Origin of the sequence: Streptomyces sp. SolWspMP-5a-2 (genome assembly GCF_900091845.1) — a bacterium.
Classification (GTDB): Bacteria; Actinomycetota; Actinomycetes; order Streptomycetales; family Streptomycetaceae; genus Streptomyces; species Streptomyces doudnae.
Map to the genome: position 1 here is coordinate 115,969 of NZ_FMCI01000044.1, position 15,362 is coordinate 131,330.

Consider the following 15,362-nt stretch of genomic DNA (forward strand, 5'->3'; position numbering starts at 1 on the left):
TCGTGGGCTACAGACTGGCCGGGAGCTCCGTGCTCACCTGCACGGCCGGGGGGATCCTGATCGCCGACGGAGTCTTCACGCACACGTGGGAGACCGCGGCCATCGGAACCGGATTACTCGCCGTCGGCGCCACGGCCATGCTCGCTGCCGTCGTCCAGCACGCGCTCGCCCGGTTCGCGCAGCGCAACCGTAGGGAACTCGGCGAGGTCGCCGACCAGCGCCGTGAACTCGAGCTGGAGATGCAGCGCCGCGAGAGCGCCGTCGCGGGCCGCGAGCAGGCACTGAAGCGGTCACAGGTGACGCTCCGGCTCTTGATGGGCAGTCGCGACTACGCGCTCGACGAGGCACGGGAGGAGAACCGCCGGCTGCGGGAGCAGGTGGCGAGTCTGCAGGCGGAGATGGACGAGGTGAACGACGAGCGCAACCGGCTCATCGCCCAGGAGCTGACGATGGCCTCCGAACAGTTCACCGGGCGCGCCTACGGCAGCCTGCAGGCTGTGGCGGGCGGCGCCACCACAGCAGCGTGTGAGAGCGAGCAGGCTGGGCCGTCGGCCGAAGTGGCCGTTCTGTTCGCCCATCATGGCCGTGAGCACAGGTGAATCGATCCGCCAACATCGTCGGCAGCAGTGGCCTGGAGACCGTTCGTCGGGCCTCCAGGCCGTCGCCTTGAGGACGGTTGCCGCCCTCAAGGCATCTCACGAACTCTCACAGGCCCCCGGGACCGGAGGGTGCAGACCGAGGATTGAACGGGCACGTTTGGGCACGTGAGGACATGACCTAGACTCCGTCCACGTGACTTCTGCGCCCGCCAAGCCCCGCATCCCGAACGTCCTCGCCGGACGCTACGCCTCCGCCGAGCTCGCCACGCTCTGGTCGCCCGAGCAGAAGGTGAGGCTGGAGCGGCAGCTCTGGCTCGCCGTGCTGCGCGCCCAGAAGGACCTGGGCATCGAGGTGCCGGACGCGGCGATCGCCGACTACGAGCGCGTCCTGGACACCGTCGACCTGGCGTCCATCGCGGAGCGCGAGAAGGTCACCCGGCACGACGTGAAGGCGCGGATCGAGGAGTTCAACGACCTCGCCGGGCACGAGCACGTCCACAAGGGCATGACCTCGCGCGACCTCACCGAGAACGTCGAACAGCTCCAGGTCCGGCTCTCGCTCGAATTGGTGCGCGACCGCGCGGTGGCCGTCCTGGTGCGCCTGGGCAGGCTCGCGGGCGAGTACGGCGAGCTGGTCATGGCCGGACGCTCGCACAACGTCGCCGCGCAGGCCACCACCCTCGGCAAGCGCTTCGCGACCGCCGCCGACGAACTCCTCGTCGCCCACGCGCGCGTGGAGGAGCTGCTCGGCCGCTACCCGCTGCGCGGCATCAAGGGTCCGGTGGGCACCGCCCAGGACATGCTGGACCTGCTCGGCGGGGACGCGGCGAAGCTCGCCGACCTGGAGGACCGGATCGCCGGGCACCTGGGCTTCTCGCAGGCGTTCACCTCGGTCGGCCAGGTGTACCCGCGCTCGCTCGACTACGAGGTCGTCACCGCGCTGGTGCAGGTCGCGGCGGCGCCGTCCTCGCTGGCGAAGACGATCCGGCTGATGGCCGGGCACGAGCTGGTCACCGAGGGCTTCAAGCCCGGCCAGGTCGGCTCCTCGGCGATGCCGCACAAGATGAACACCCGCTCCTGCGAGCGCGTCAACGGCCTGACGGTGATCCTGCGCGGCTACGCGTCGATGACCGGCGAGCTGGCGGGCGACCAGTGGAACGAGGGCGACGTGTCCTGCTCGGTGGTGCGCCGGGTCGCGCTGCCGGACGCGTTCTTCGCCCTCGACGGCCTCCTGGAGACGTTCCTGACGGTCCTCGACGAGTTCGGCGCCTTCCCCGCCGTCGTCGCCCGCGAACTCGACCGCTACCTGCCGTTCCTGGCGACCACCAAGGTCCTCATGGGCGCGGTGCGGGCCGGGGTCGGCCGCGAGGTCGCGCACGAGGCCATCAAGGAGAACGCCGTCGCGACCGCGCTGGCCATGCGCGAGCAGGGCGCCGAGCGCAACGAACTCCTCGACAGGCTGGCCGCCGACGAGCGCATCCCGCTCGACCGCGCCCAGCTCGACGCGCTGATGGCCGACAAGCTGTCCTTCACCGGCGCCGCCGCCGACCAGGTCGGCGTGGTCGTCGCGCGGATCGCGGAGATCGCCGAGCGGCACCCGCAGGCCGCCGGGTACACCCCCGGGGCGATCCTCTGACCCGCCTCACCCGCGACGACCTGGAGGCCGCCCGCGACCGTCTCGTCCCGGACGTCGTCGCGGACGGCCTCCGCGTCCTGTTCTGCGGCATCAACCCCGGCCTCATGACGGCGGCGACGGGCCACCACTTCGCCCGCCCCGGCAACCGCTTCTGGCCGGTGCTGCACCTCTCCGGCTTCACGCCCCGGCGGCTGGCACCCGCCGAACAGGGCGAACTGCTCACGTACGGGCTCGGCATCACCAACGTCGTCGCGCGGGCCACGGCGCGCGCGGACGAGCTGACCGCCGAGGAGTACCGCGAGGGCGGGCGGCTGCTGGCCGACAAGGTGACCCGGCTGCGCCCCGACTGGCTGGCCGTCGTCGGCGTCACCGCGTACCGGGCCGCCTTCGCCGACCGCGGGGCCGCCGTCGGCCCGCAGGACCGCGTGTTCGGCACCACGCGCGTGTGGGTGCTGCCCAATCCCAGCGGCCTCAACGCCCACTGGACGGCCGCCACGATGGCCGAGGAGTACGCCCGCCTGCGCGCCCGGACCTGACCGCGGGTCGCGCAGGCGGGCGTACTCCTGGGCGTCCGGACACGGACCGAGGGGCCCGCGCGGGCCCCTCGGCAGGCCGTTCAGGACCGGTCGGCGGATCGAACGCCGTTCGGTCCGGCCGGTGGTGACGGCGGGTCCGCCCCGGCACTCGCCCGGGTCCGCCGCGCCGAGTACGATCCGCCCCACACGCGCACGAGCTGGGAGGACGGGACGTTGGGGCGGCTGACCGGCGGGGATCCCTCGCTGCTGCGAAGGATCAACTCCGCGGTGGTGCTGCACGCGCTGCGTGCCGCGGACTGCGCCACACTCACCGAGATCACCCGGCTGACGGGTCTGTCCCGGCCCACCGTCGAGGGGGTCGTCGAGGGCCTGATCGAGGCCGGTCTCGTCGTGGAGACGGCGGCGGAGGAGGGGGCCGCGCGGCGGCAGGGGCGACCGGCCCGCCGCTTCCGGTTCCGGGCCGAGGCCGGACACCTGCTGGGCCTGGAGATCGGCCCGCACCGCGTCGCCGCGCTCCTCGCCGACCTGGACGGCCGGGTGCTGGGCGCACAGGCCAAGGACGTCGACGAGACGGCGTCGGCCGACGAGCGGCTGGAGCGGCTGCGCACCACCGTCGCCGAGCTGCTGCGCCGGGCCGGGGTGGCCCGGGGCTCGCTGCGCGCGGTGGGCGTCGCGACGCCCGGGATCGTCGAGGCGGACGGCACCGTGCGGCTGGGCACCGCGCTGCCCGGGTGGACGGGGCTGCCGCTGGGCGAGCGGCTGAGCCGGTCGTTCAAGTGCCCGGTGCTGGTCGAGAACGACGCCAACGCGGCGGCCGTCGCCGAGCACTGGAAGGGGTCGGCTACCGACTCCGACGACGTGGTGTTCGTCCTGGCCGGGCTCAGTCCCGGGGCCGGTTCGCTGATCGGCGGGCGGCTGCACCGGGGCTTCGGCGGGGCGGCCGGGGAGATCGGCGCGCTGCACCTGCTGGGCCGGGGGGTGACGCCGGAGACGCTGCTGTCCACCACGAGCGAGCCGCTGCACCCGCTGGACGAACGCGCCGTCGCCGCGGTCTTCGCGCAGGCCCGCGAGGGCGACGAGGAGGCGCGGGCGGCCGTGGAGCGCTTCATCCAGCGGCTGATCCACGACGTGGCCGCGCTGGCGCTCGCCCTCGACCCCGAGCTGGTGGTGATCGGCGGCTGGGCGGCCGGGCTCGACGACGCCCTGGAGCCGCTGCGCCGCGAGCTGGCGCGCTACTGCCTGCGTCCGCCGAAGGTGACGCTGTCCCTGCTCGGCGAGGCCGCCGTGGCGACGGGCGCGCTGCGCCTGGCCCTGGACCACGTGGAGGAGCAGTTGTTCGCGGTCGAGGGCACGGTGACCGCGCGCCGCTGACGGCGACGGCGCCCCGGGGATCCCGGGGCACCGGCCTTGCTCCGTACGGGTGATCAGGAGGCGGCGCGCTCCGGGTCCTGGTGGATCTCCACGCCGCCCGCGTCGCCGAAGGTCAGCCGGCAGGTGTCGGCGCGGTAGGTCGCGACGGAGAGGGCGGCCGTGCGGCCGTCGGCGAGGAAGCGCGTGGTGACGACGAGGACGGGCGCCCCCGGCAGCCGGTCCAGCTCCTTCGCGTCGTCGGCCCGCGCCGAGCCCAGTTCGACGGCGCTGTCCTGGCTCTCCAGCTCCAGCCGCTGCAGCTCGCGCAGCACGGCACGCGCGCGGGCGGCGCCGGAGGGCGCGTCGATGCCGGACAGGTCGGCCACCGACGCCTCGGGCACGTACAGCAGCTCCGCGGCGACGGGCTGGCCGTGCGAGACCCGGGACCTGCGGACCGTCAGGACGGGCGCGTCGGCGGCGCTCTCCAGCACGGCGGCGACGGACGCGGGCGGCACCGCGAGCACGCAGTCGACGGCCTGCCAGACATCACCCGTGGCGCCCGGCCAGGCGTGCTGCTCGGTGCCGACGGCGACGCCCACCCGGGGCGGCGCCACGGTCGTCCCCACGCCGCGCCTGCGCTGGAGCCTGCCTTCCAGTTCGAGCTGTTCGAGGGCCTGCCTGAGCGTGGCGCGCGCGACGCCGAACCGGGCTGCCAGGTCACGCTCGTTGGGCAGGATCTCGCCCACGGCGAACTCGGAGTCGAGCGCCTCGGTCAGCACGGTCCTGAGATGCCAGTACTTCGGTTCCGGTACCGCTTCCAGCTGCGTGGTCCCCACCCTGTCCTCCGCGATCGCTGTGGTCCGGCGGCGTTTAAGCGCCCTTGTTTATTAAAGGTTGTTGCACTTATCTGCGACCATAGGGCGGCCCCCACCCTTGGTCAAGACCAATCCTCGATCCCTGGGACAACGCATACGCGCCGCGCCGCGCAGCGTTCACAGGGCGTTCGCGCGGTGCGGGATTCGTGACATCGCGGCAAAGCTCCCGTCGCGGAACGGGGCGCGCGACGGGCCCGGCGACTCCGGAGGATCGGGCACCGGGGCCCGGACGGCCGGAGCACCGCGGCCCGGACGATCAGGACCCGGACGATCAGGACCCCGGGGGGGCTACCCGTCGGTAGCAATTGCTGACAAGGTGTCTACTCCAGGTCCCCGGCGCGGCACGGCCCCGGCCGTCCGTCCGGCCGGGCCCGGCACCCGGTTCAGCGCGTCCCGGTTCAACGAGTCCCAGACGAGGAGCAGCCCCATGTCCGCGACCGTCACGTTCGATGTCCCCACCCCGGGCGGCCCGCGCCCCGTGACCGTCTCCTACGCGCGCGTGGGGCGCGGCGCGCCGCTGCTCCTGCTGCACGGCATCGGCCACCACCGGCAGGCCTGGGACCCGGTGGTGGACATCCTCGCCACCGAACGCGAGGTGATCAGCGTGGACCTGCCTGGCTTCGGCGCCTCCGCCGCCCTGCCGGACGGCCTCGGCCACGACCTGGCCACCACGTCCCGCGTCTTCGGCGCGCTCTGCGCGGCGCTCGGCCTCGACCGGCCGCACGCGGTCGGCAACTCCCTCGGCGGTCTGATCGCCCTGGAGCTGGGCCGCGCGCAGCTCGTACGGTCCGTCACCGTCTTCTCCCCCGCCGGGTTCTGGTCCCCGGGGGAACGCCGCTACGCCTTCGGGGTGCTGCTCACCATGCGGCACATCGCCCGCAGGCTGCCGCTGCCGCTGGTCGAGCGGCTGTCCCGCACGGCCGTCGGCCGCACCGCGCTCACCAGCACCGTCTACGCGCGCCCCGGCCGCCGTTCACCCGAGGCCGTGGTCGCCGAGACGCTCGCCCTCGCGGGCGCCCCCGGCTTCGATGACACCCTCAGGGCGGGCGCCACCGTGCGCTTCACCGACGACGTCCCGGCGGTGCCCGTCACCGTCGCCTGGGGCACCCGGGACGTGCTCCTGCCGCGCCGTCAGGGGGTGCGCGCCAAGCGGATCATCCCCCGCGCCCGGCTCGTGCGGCTCCCCGGCTGCGGGCACTGCCCGATGAACGACGACCCCGCGCTGGTCGCCCGCGTCATCCTCGACGGCAGCCGCTGACCGGCGCCGCGTCACCCCGGAGCCGACGGCGACCCCCGCGCCGACGAGGGCGCTGCCCACGGCCTGGGCGGCCCCGTAGGAGCCCGTCCCGACCAGCGGGGCGGTCGCGGCGGCGGCCACCGGGACGAGGCCGGAGAAGAGCGTCGCGCGCTCGACGCCGATGAGCCGCATCCCGGTGTACCAGCAGACGAATCCGACGACGGTGACGACGACGGACTGCCACAGCAGCGCCGCCGTCTCCACCGCGTCGGGCCGGCGCAGCCAGGCCGGTCCGTCGAGCAGCGCCCCGGCCGCCGCGGATCCGGCGGCGGCCAGCGCGCACACCGTCGCGGACAGCAGCCGGGGGCCCAGGGGCCGCAGCAGCGGCACCGCCAGGACGGCGAACCCGACCTCGCCCGCCAGCGCGCAGAGCGAGAAGGCGACGCCTGCGGCGTCGGTCCGCCCCCATCCCTGCGTGGTGAGGGCGCCCGCGGCCACCAGGGACGCGCCGTACACGACGGCCCGCCGGGGTCCGCGTCCCGCCAGGAGCGGCACGAGCACCGCCACGACGACCGGCGCGCAGCCCACCAGGACGCCGGGAACGGCCGGTTCCGCGGTGCGCTCGGCGGCGATGACCGCCAGGTTGAAGCCGACCGTGCCGACGGCCGCGAGCAGCCCGAGCCTGGCCCACTGCCGGAACGTGAGCGCGCGCAGGAGGGCGGCCGAGCCCCGTCCGGCGAGCGGGAGGAGCAGCAGGCAGGCCAGTCCGTAGCGGACGAACTGGCCCCCCGCGTACGGGTAGGCGCCGAGGACGCTGTTGGCGGTGAAGGACCCGCCGACGAGGACGCAGGCGGAACCGGCGAGCAGGGAGCCGCGGACGGTGGTGGCGTTCATGACGGCGACGCTAGGCACCCGGGCGGTCCGGTTTAAGGTCCACTTCCATGACGTCATCGGGGACCGATCGGGGCGGGGAACGGGCGGCGCGGGACGTCCCCTCACCCGCCTGGGAGCTGCTGCTGCCCGCGGTCGCCGCTCCCGCACGCGCGCGTGGCCGGTCGTTGCGGGCCGCGCTGCGGGAGGCGGTGCGGTCGGGGCGGCTCGGTCCCGGTACCCGGCTGCCCGCCAGCCGCGAGCTGGCCGCCGACCTCGGCGTGTCGCGGGGCCTGGTGACCGAGGCGTACGAGCAGTTGACGGCGGAGGGCTACCTGCGCAGCGGCCGGGGCGCGGGCACCTGGGTGGCCGGTGCCGTGCGGGCCGCGTCGGCACCCGCGCGTGACCTCGCGCCCCGGCCGCAGGGCGCGGTGGTGGACTTCGTCCCCGGCTCGCCCGACCTCGCGCTCTTCCCGCGCGCGGCCTGGACCGCCGCGCACCGCGCCGTGCTCGCCGGGCTCCCCCACCACGACCTGGGCTATCCCGACCCGCGCGGACTGCCCCGGCTGCGTTCCGCGCTGGCGGAGCTGCTGACCAGGCGGCGGGGCGTGGTCGCGGACCCGGAGCGGATCGTGGTGGTCTCCGGGGTGGCGCAGGCGATGACCCTGCTCGGGCTCGCGCTGCACGCGCGCGGGTGGTCCGCCGTCGGCGTGGAGGACCCCGGCAGCCCGCAGCACGACGCCCTGTACGCGGCGGCGGGGGTGCGCGCGGTGCCGCTGCCCCTGGACGACGAGGGGCTGTCCCTGGCCGCGCTGCGCGCGTCCGGGGTGCGCGCGGTGGTGACGACGCCCTCGCACCAGTTCCCCACCGGCATCGCGTACTCCGCGCGCCGCCGCGCCGAACTCCTCGACTGGGCGCGGGCGGTGGACGGTTACGTCGTCGAGGACGACTACGACGGCGACTTCCGCTACGACAGGGCACCGGTGGGCGCGCTGCACGGGCTCGATCCGGACCGGGTGGCCTACACCGGGTCGGTCAGCAAGTCCCTCGCGCCGGGGCTGCGTCTGGGGTGGCTGCTGGTGCCGCCCGCGCTCGCGGAGTCCGTCGTCGAGCGGAAGCGGACCCTCGACCTCGGCCATCCCGCCCTGGACCAGGCCCTGTTCGCGCGGTTCCTGGAGCGCGGCGACCACGACCGCCAGCTCCGCCGCTGCCAGCGCGCGTACCGGGAGCGCCGGGGCGTGCTGACGGAGGCCCTGGCGACGTACTTCCCCGGCGCGGAGGTGTCCGGGATCGCGGCGGGACTGCACGCCGTCGTCACCCTTCCGCGGCGGTACGGGCCCCAGGAGCGGTTCCTCGCGCGCGTGCGCGTTGCGGGCGTCGCGGTGCGCTCCCTGGCGGAGTACACGCACGCGCGTGCGGCACGGGAGCGGACGGCGGGACGGGGCGAGCCGGGAGGAGGTGAGGACGCCGGGCCCCGGCTGGTGCTGGGGTACGCGCACCTGCCGCCGACGCGGATCAGGGAGGGCGTGCGGCTGATGGCCGAGGCGGTCGGCGGCGGAACGTCCTAGGGCGTGTCTGACCATGCGCGTCGTTGCCCGGAGGGCGGCCTCGCGGGGTCAGGTGCGTGCTCTCGGCGTGCCGGGCGCAGGCCCTCGTACTGGGCGTACTCGGGTCTGCGCCCGGTGCGGCGGGAGTGCGTGCAGGGCGCCGCGAGGCAGACGGGAATGGTCAGACACGCCCTAGGAGGCCTGCGGTCCGATCTCGCCCGCGAAGACGATGATCTGGTCGATGAGGCTCCGCCGCAGGTGGACGACGTCCGTCCCGGCGAGGCGGGGGCCTCCGTCCGGTGTGGTGAAGACCCACTGGTAGCGGGCCCACTCGTCGGGCATGTCCACCGCCGAGCAGCGCACCATGGTGCCGGTGCCCGCCGGGTGGCGCCGGATGTCCAGCACGAACCGTTCGACCTCCGCGATCCCCTCGCTGCGGCCCAGCGGCCCCCAGAAGACCACGTCCGAGGTCAGCGCCTGGGAGAGCAAGGACGTCACATAGTTGTCGTCCGAGGCGTTGAACGCGGAGACGAACGTGTCGATCGCGGAGCGTGCCATCTCTTCCTGCATGCCCCAGTAATACCAGCCGTTCCGCGCACGCCCGTCCCGCGAGCCGTCCCGCTCCGCGCCCGCGGTCGGCCGGGGCGTCGGCGGTGATCGGGGCCGACGGGGCGTCAGGGAGCTTGGCCCGGAACGTGCGTCCGCGGGGGCGCCTCGCGCGCGTGCCGGTTCCCTGGACACGCCGCCCGGTTGTTCACTTGTGGTTTCCACGGGCGCTGCGGCGCACGCGTAGGTGTGGGATCGCACATCCGCCGGACCACGTCCTGGAGGCACCCCCATGTCAGACCGTCCGCTCCCCGGCCGCCGCAGTGTGCTGCGCGGCTCCCTCGCCGCGTCGGCGGCCCTGTCCCTGCCCACCGCCCTCGCCGCGGCACCGGCGTTCGCCAGGTCGGGACGGCCCGGCGCCGCCTGGGGCGTGCAGACGGGCGACGTGACCACCGACTCGGGGCTGGTCTGGGTGCGCTCCGACCGGCCCGCCCGGATGATCGTCGAGACGTCCGCGACGGATTCGTTCCGCAACCCGCGCCGTCTGCGCGGCCCGCTGCTCGGCCCCGGTACGGACTTCACCGGCACCACCCGGCTGCGCGGGCTGCCCGCGGGCGAGCAGATCCACTACCGGGTGCTGCTGGCCGACCCGGACGACCCGCGCCGCACCGGCGAGCCGGTGACCGGCACGTTCCGCACCGCGTCCGTGAAACGCCGGCAGGGCGTCAGGTTCGTCTGGTCGGGCGACCTGGCCGGGCAGGGCTGGGGCATCAACGAGGCGATCGGCGGCTACCGGATCTACGACGCCATGGCCGCGGTGGACCCGGACTTCTTCCTGTGCAGCGGCGACAACATCTACGCCGACGGCCCGATCCAGGCGACCGCCGCGCTCCCCGGCGGCGGCGTGTACCGCAGCGTCACCACCGAGGAGAAGGCGCACGTCGCCCTCACCCTGGACGACTTCCGCGGCAACTTCCGCTACAACCTGCTGGACGGACCGCTGCGGCGCTTCAACGCACGCGTGCCGAGCATCATCCAGTGGGACGACCACGAGGTCCGCAACAACTGGTACCCGGGCGAGGTCATCGACTCCGGAACCCCGTACCCGGCGGGCACCCGGCTCGACGACCTGGCGGCGCGCGCCCGGCGCGCGTTCTCCGAGTACTTCCCGATCTCCACCCTGGGCGGCCGCGCGGACGGCCGGATCCACCGGGTCGTCCACCACGGGCCGCTGCTCGACGTGTTCGTGCTCGACATGCGCACGTACCGCAACGCGAACTCCACCGACGACCAGACGACGGACCCGCAGGGCATCCTCGGCCGCGCCCAACTGGAGTGGCTCAAGCGGGAGCTGTCCCGGTCGCGCGCGGTGTGGAAGGTCATCGCCGCGGACATGCCGCTGGGGCTCGTGGTGCCCGACGGGGTCGAGGGCGAGCCCCACTTCGAGGCCGTCGCGCAGGGCGACCCGGGGGCGCCGCTCGGCCGCGAGCTGCAGATCGCGGAGCTGCTGCGGTACATCAAGCACCGGCGGATCACCGGCACGGTGTGGCTGACCGCCGACGTGCACCACACCTCGGCCCAGCACTACGACCCGTCGCGGGCCGCGTTCAAGGACTTCGCGCCGTTCTGGGAGTTCGTCTCCGGGCCGCTGAACGCCGGGGCGTTCCCGGCCAGCGAACTGGACGGCACCTTCGGCCCCGACCGGGTCTTCGTGAAGGCGCCGACGGTCGCGAACGTCTCGCCCGCCGAGGGCTACCAGTTCTTCGGCGAGGTCGAGATCGACGGCCACAGCGGGGAGTTGACGGTCCGTCTGCGCGAGTACGACGGCACCGTCCTGTTCACGAAGGTGCTCGTGCCGGGCCGCGTCGGCCAGTGACTCCCGTACCCTGGGACCCGTGCCGCGCATCGGCGTCATCCCCCGGTGCGCGGCCGGGTCGCGCCCACCGGAACTCCGCGCCGGACAGGGCGTCTTCGCAGGTCAGGGCGGATTGTCAGTGGTCGCCTCTACGGTTTTCCCATGACGCGATCCTTGCAGGCCGTGGCCTACCGCCGACCCTCCGTGCTCGAAACCGCCGCGGGCGGACAGCGGCTGGGCCTTGAGACCTCACGGGGTGCGACACCCTCGGGCGTCGCGGACCATCCCCGGTTCTTCAGCGGCTTCCTGACGTCTCCTCAGGTGGCGGCGGCCGGTCTGCTGGCCGTCGCCGACGTGGCCGCGGCCCGGTACTACCAGCCGCAGCTGCGCGCCTCGCTCGACCCGGTGGTGACGGGCAACGGCGACCGGCTGCGGTTCGAGTCCTTCTCCGGCTGCGGCGGGGTGTACGCCCGTCTCGACGTGCTGGCGGGCGGCCTCGACGGCGACGAGGTGGGACGCGGCACGACGAACGTCGACGTCAACAACCCGCTGCGGGAGGCGCTGTCCCGGATCGGCTCGGACGACCCGCTGCACCTGCGGGTGGGGCCCGAGGAGATGGCGGTGACGACGCTGGACGGACCGGTGGTGGAGAAGAAGGTGCCCCTGCCGGACCGCTGGCTGCGCGGATTCGCGGAGGCCCAGGTGGTCGCCGCCGGGTTCGACCTGCGGGCGGAGCTGCCCGCGGCCGAGGCCGTACGGTTCCTGCGCTCGCTGCCGCGCTCCGGCGGCCGGGGCGCGGCGGCACCCCGCTGGGTGGTTCCGGCGGGCCGGGTGCTGCGCCCGACGACCCGGCCGGTGCCGGGCGCGGTCTGCCTGCCGGGCCCCGAGCGGCTGATCGCTCTCCAGCGGGTGCTGCGGCACGCGACGGCGCTGCGGGTCTACGGTCCCTCGGTCGGCGCCGACGGCGCCGCCGCGGCCGGCGCGTGGGAGGCGGTGCTGCCCGGCATGCGGCTCACCCTCACCCTGTCGCCCGACGCCTCGCGCGGCTTCTCCGGCGAGGGCGGAGTCCTGGAGGCGCTGGCCACCGGTGGACACGGCGCGGGCGAGGAGGAGTCCGCGGACGACGGGAGCACGGCGCCCGCCGACGACACCGAGCTGGTCTCGATGCTGCTCGCCTGGGAGCCCCGGATCGACGTCGCCGACCTCGCGCTGTCCTCGGGGCTGCCGCCCGAGCGGGTCCGGGCCGCCCTGGTGCGCCTCGGCACCTCGGGGCGGGTCGGGTACGACACCGCGGAGGCCGCCTACTTCCACCGCGAACTCCCCTACGACGCCGAGCGCGTGGAGCGCCACAACCCCCGGCTGCGGTCGGCGCGGGCGCTGGTGGCGGCGGGCGCGGTCCGGCTCGACGGCGCTCTCGGGACGGTCACCGCGGAGGACGGCCACGTGCACCGCGTGCGGGACGACGCCGGGGTGCTCAGTTGCAGCTGCCTGTGGTGGGCGAGGTACCGGGGCGGCCGGGGGCCCTGCAAGCACGCGCTGGCGGTGCGGATGGTGCGCCGGGGGGCGGCGCCGCAGGCGGGCCGGGCGGAGCACGGCGCTCCGGTCGGCGGGGCGGACCTGAACACGGCACGGATCGACGGGGACCTGTGATGAGCGAACTGATGGACACGGTACGGGCGGGGCACAAGGGGCAGACGGTCAGGCTCCTCGACACCATGACGGACGCCGAACGGCGCGCCCACATGCCCGAGTTGAAGGCGCTGCGCAAGGAGCTGCGGGCGACCCGCTGGGACGCGCCGGGCCGCAGGGCGTACCCCTCGCTCTACGTGGCCGGGATCGTCTGCCAGACGGGCGCGTCGGCGGTCGCCGCGTGGATCGCCGCGAGCGACATGCGGTGGCCCTCCACCTCACCGGCGCTGCTGCTGCGGCTGCTGGGCGACCGCCCCGCCGAGTGGCTGGGCGACCTCGCGCAGCGGCTCGCCCAGCGTCCGGTCTCCAGCGGCGTCTCCTACCCGCTGATGTCCGGGCTGGTGCGGCTCGCGGGCTGCCCGGTGCCGACGACCGAGGCGTACGTGCGGGGGTGGGTGGACGACCTGGAGGTCAACCGGGAGCGCGGCGGCACGCTGCTCGACCGGCTGCGCTCCGATCCCCATCTGGAGCCGATGGTGGGGGCGCTGTTCGAGACGAACGACATCGGCGGTCGGCTGATCTGGAGCGCCGACAAGGGGCCCGACGGCTGGATCGGCGCGCTGGCCCTGGTCTGCGCCGAGGGGCGGCTCGACCGCAAGGTGGTCGTCGACGCGTGTGTGGCACGGCTGCTGCGGGGCGGCACCACGGCCGACAGCCGGGCCTTCCTGAGCCTGCTCACCGCCCTCGACCTCACGCGGGAGGAACGGCGCGAGCGGGTCGGGGACTGGCAGGGGCTCGCCTCGGACGCGCCGTCGACGGTGGCCGCTCACGCCCAGTCCGTCCTCGGTGAACTGGCCCTGGCGGGCGAGCTGCCGCCGCGGCAGCTCGCGGAGATGTCGGAGGCGGTGCTGTTCAGGGCCGAGAAGAAGCTGGTCCGGGCCCAGTTGGTGCTGCTCGGCAAGGCGCTCGCACGGGACGGCTCGGCGGCGGACACGCTGCTCCCGGCCGTCGCCCACGGCTTCGGCCACCAGGACCCGGACGTCCAGGAGCGGTCCCTGAAGCTCGCCGAACGCCATCTGCGCAAGGTGACGGACCCCGGGGTGCGGGCCGACCTGGTCCTCGCGTCCGAGCAGTTGCACACCGGTCTGCGCTCCCGCGCGGCCGACCTCCTGGGCAGCGCACCGGCCGCACCGGAACCCGAGGCCCACGAGGAGATCCTCCCGCCGTTCCCCGAGCCGACGCGCCTGGCTCCCCCGCCCGCCACGGCGGCGGAGGCCGCCGAGGAGATCGGCGCGGCCCTGGCCGCCCAGCCGTCCGTCGCGGAGTTCGAGCGGGCCCTCGACGGCCTGGTGCGGCTCGCGCACCAGGACAGGGAAGGCTTGTCGCAGGCGCTGGAACCGGTCTTCGCGCGCTGCTGGTGGGACGGAGCCGGGCAGGGGGACGCCCGTTCGGCGGAGAGCCGGTTCCTGCGCAGCGGCGGCGGGGTGTACCGGGCGTCGGACGGGCTGGAGATCCCGCTCGCCGCGCTGCGCGGCAGCATCCGCACCGGGCACCTGCTGAAGGCGGTCCGCGAGAGCGGCACGCACCGCGGCTGCCAGCACCGCCCTCTGGCCGAGGTGTTCGAGGCCCGGCTCTGGGAGGTGGCGTACCGGATACGGACCGAGCCGCTGCCGTTCCTGCTCTCCACGCCGAGCTGGAGCACGGGGCTGCTGGAGCCGGACGAGCTGGTGGACCGGCTGGACGCCTACCGGAGGCTGGGCGCGCGGGTCGCGGAGACCGACTTCGCGCAGGCGCTGCTGCGGGTGCGGCGCGCCGACCCGGTGCGCGCGGCGGCCGCCGCCGAGCGTGCCGCAGCGCTGGGAACCGCCGAGGGGGCCCGCCTCGCGGCGTGGCTCACCGCGGAGACACCGTGGCCGACGTCGAAGCGGCGGACCCACGCCACGCGGCTGCTCATCGACCACGGCGAGGTCGCGGACCTCCGGGACGACTCCTTCCCGGCGGCCTTCCGGCTGCTCGGCGAGCCCATGGACGCCGGGCGGGACTGGTACTGCTACCACGACACGGGGCTCCTGCGGCAGTGGCCCGCGCTGATGCCCGAGCGGCGCGAGCTGACGGCGGCCCGGATGGTGCGGGACATGGCCGCCCTCGCCCTGCACGACGTCCGGGGCACCGGCGCCGTCCTGCCGCAGCTCGCCGAGTGCGGGGGCGAGGCCGGTGAGGCGACGCACCTGTGCCTGGCCTACGGGCTCGGCGCCCGGCACCCGGAGGACCGGCTCGCGGCGGTGGACGCGCTGCTGACGCTCGCGGCCGACGACCGGCTGTCCGCCGAGCGGCTCGGCACGGAGATACGGCTGCTGACCAGGACCGGAGCGCTGAAGCCCGCACGGCTGGCGGAGTCGCTGCGCACGGCGGCGGCCACGGGCGCGTACCGCACCGTCTGGGAGGTGCTCGGGCACGCCCTGCCGCCGCTGCTGGCGGGCCTGGCCTTCGCCGGGACGCCGATGCGCGGGCTCGGGGATCTGGTGGGGGTGGCGGCCGAGTGCGCGGAGCGGTGCGGCGCGCGGGGCGAACTGCCCCATCTGGACCAGGCGGCGGACCGGCGCGGTTCCTCGCTGCTGGTCACCCAGGCGCGTCGGCTGCGGGACACCCTCGCGCTGCCCGGGACACCGTCACAGTGAAAAG

At 75.0% G+C, this 15,362-nt stretch carries 11 protein-coding genes and 1 pseudogene; 9 read left to right on the forward strand and 3 right to left on the reverse strand.

The window, feature by feature from the left end; translation table 11 throughout:
* Window positions 1–2: 2 nt before the first annotated feature.
* The 4 genes from GA0115242_RS03800 to GA0115242_RS03815 all read left to right on the forward strand — a co-directional run bounded on the left by GA0115242_RS03800 (window position 3) and on the right by GA0115242_RS03815 (window position 4,142).
* Entirely contained in the window at window positions 3–599 is a 597-nt protein-coding gene (locus tag GA0115242_RS03800; protein ID WP_141721492.1) for a hypothetical protein, read from the forward strand.
* 193 nt (window positions 600–792) lie between these two features.
* Window positions 793–2,235 (forward strand): adenylosuccinate lyase, encoded by a 1,443-nt coding sequence (gene purB / locus GA0115242_RS03805; protein WP_093824483.1) that lies wholly within the window; start codon window positions 793–795, stop codon window positions 2,233–2,235.
* Window positions 2,232–2,771, forward strand: coding sequence for a G/U mismatch-specific DNA glycosylase (gene mug / locus GA0115242_RS03810; RefSeq protein ID WP_093824545.1), 540 nt, complete (start codon window positions 2,232–2,234; stop codon window positions 2,769–2,771). Before purB ends, mug begins: the two co-directional genes overlap by 4 nt.
* Window positions 2,772–2,984: 213 nt before the next feature.
* Complete coding sequence (locus GA0115242_RS03815; RefSeq protein ID WP_093824485.1) at window positions 2,985–4,142, forward strand: ROK family transcriptional regulator; 1,158 nt, start codon at window positions 2,985–2,987, stop codon at window positions 4,140–4,142.
* Between the two features lie 53 nt (window positions 4,143–4,195).
* Here the strand turns inward: GA0115242_RS03815 and GA0115242_RS03820 are convergent, their stop codons facing one another.
* Window positions 4,196–4,957, reverse strand: coding sequence for a GntR family transcriptional regulator (locus tag GA0115242_RS03820; protein ID WP_093824487.1), 762 nt, complete (start codon window positions 4,955–4,957; stop codon window positions 4,196–4,198).
* 466 nt (window positions 4,958–5,423) lie between these two features.
* Between GA0115242_RS03820 and GA0115242_RS03825 the strand changes: the two genes are divergently transcribed.
* Complete coding sequence (locus GA0115242_RS03825) at window positions 5,424–6,254, forward strand: alpha/beta fold hydrolase (protein WP_093824488.1); 831 nt, start codon at window positions 5,424–5,426, stop codon at window positions 6,252–6,254.
* Window positions 6,255–6,773: 519 nt separating this feature from the next.
* Here the strand turns inward: GA0115242_RS03825 and GA0115242_RS41455 are convergent.
* Window positions 6,774–7,184, reverse strand: a pseudogene (locus tag GA0115242_RS41455) (hypothetical protein); the annotation flags it as partial.
* Between GA0115242_RS41455 and GA0115242_RS03835 the strand changes: the two are divergent.
* The gene (locus GA0115242_RS03835) at window positions 7,175–8,671 is read left to right on the forward strand and encodes a MocR-like pyridoxine biosynthesis transcription factor PdxR (RefSeq protein ID WP_093824492.1); all 1,497 of its coding nucleotides are present in this window, start codon (window positions 7,175–7,177) and stop codon (window positions 8,669–8,671) included. The pseudogene GA0115242_RS41455 and the gene GA0115242_RS03835 sit on opposite strands and share 10 nt — an antisense overlap.
* Before the next feature lie 171 nt (window positions 8,672–8,842).
* Here the strand turns inward: GA0115242_RS03835 and GA0115242_RS03840 are convergent, their stop codons facing one another.
* A complete protein-coding gene (locus GA0115242_RS03840; protein ID WP_093824493.1) occupies window positions 8,843–9,220 on the reverse strand; it encodes a hypothetical protein in 378 nt (125 codons plus the stop codon).
* A gap of 268 nt (window positions 9,221–9,488) precedes the next feature.
* Between GA0115242_RS03840 and GA0115242_RS03845 the strand changes: the two genes are divergently transcribed.
* The 3 genes from GA0115242_RS03845 to GA0115242_RS03855 all read left to right on the forward strand — a co-directional run bounded on the left by GA0115242_RS03845 (window position 9,489) and on the right by GA0115242_RS03855 (window position 15,358).
* Window positions 9,489–11,072, forward strand: coding sequence for an alkaline phosphatase D family protein (locus GA0115242_RS03845; RefSeq protein WP_093824495.1), 1,584 nt, complete (start codon window positions 9,489–9,491; stop codon window positions 11,070–11,072).
* Between the two features lie 141 nt (window positions 11,073–11,213).
* Entirely contained in the window at window positions 11,214–12,701 is a 1,488-nt protein-coding gene (locus tag GA0115242_RS03850) for an SWIM zinc finger family protein (protein WP_093824497.1), read from the forward strand.
* Complete coding sequence (locus GA0115242_RS03855; protein WP_093824499.1) at window positions 12,701–15,358, forward strand: DUF7824 domain-containing protein; 2,658 nt, start codon at window positions 12,701–12,703, stop codon at window positions 15,356–15,358. The genes GA0115242_RS03850 and GA0115242_RS03855 overlap by 1 nt, the downstream gene beginning before the upstream one ends.
* Window positions 15,359–15,362 lie beyond the last annotated feature (4 nt).

Coding starts and splice junctions, on each gene's coding strand:
- GA0115242_RS03840 (WP_093824493.1), bottom strand. CDS start 9,220: ATGCAGGAAGAGATGGCACGCTCCGCGATCGACACGTTCGTCTCCGCG.
- GA0115242_RS03850 (WP_093824497.1), top strand. CDS start 11,214: ATGACGCGATCCTTGCAGGCCGTGGCCTACCGCCGACCCTCCGTGCTC.
- GA0115242_RS03845 (WP_093824495.1), top strand. CDS start 9,489: ATGTCAGACCGTCCGCTCCCCGGCCGCCGCAGTGTGCTGCGCGGCTCC.
- GA0115242_RS03835 (WP_093824492.1), top strand. CDS start 7,175: ATGACGTCATCGGGGACCGATCGGGGCGGGGAACGGGCGGCGCGGGAC.
- GA0115242_RS03825 (WP_093824488.1), top strand. CDS start 5,424: ATGTCCGCGACCGTCACGTTCGATGTCCCCACCCCGGGCGGCCCGCGC.
- GA0115242_RS03855 (WP_093824499.1), top strand. CDS start 12,701: ATGAGCGAACTGATGGACACGGTACGGGCGGGGCACAAGGGGCAGACG.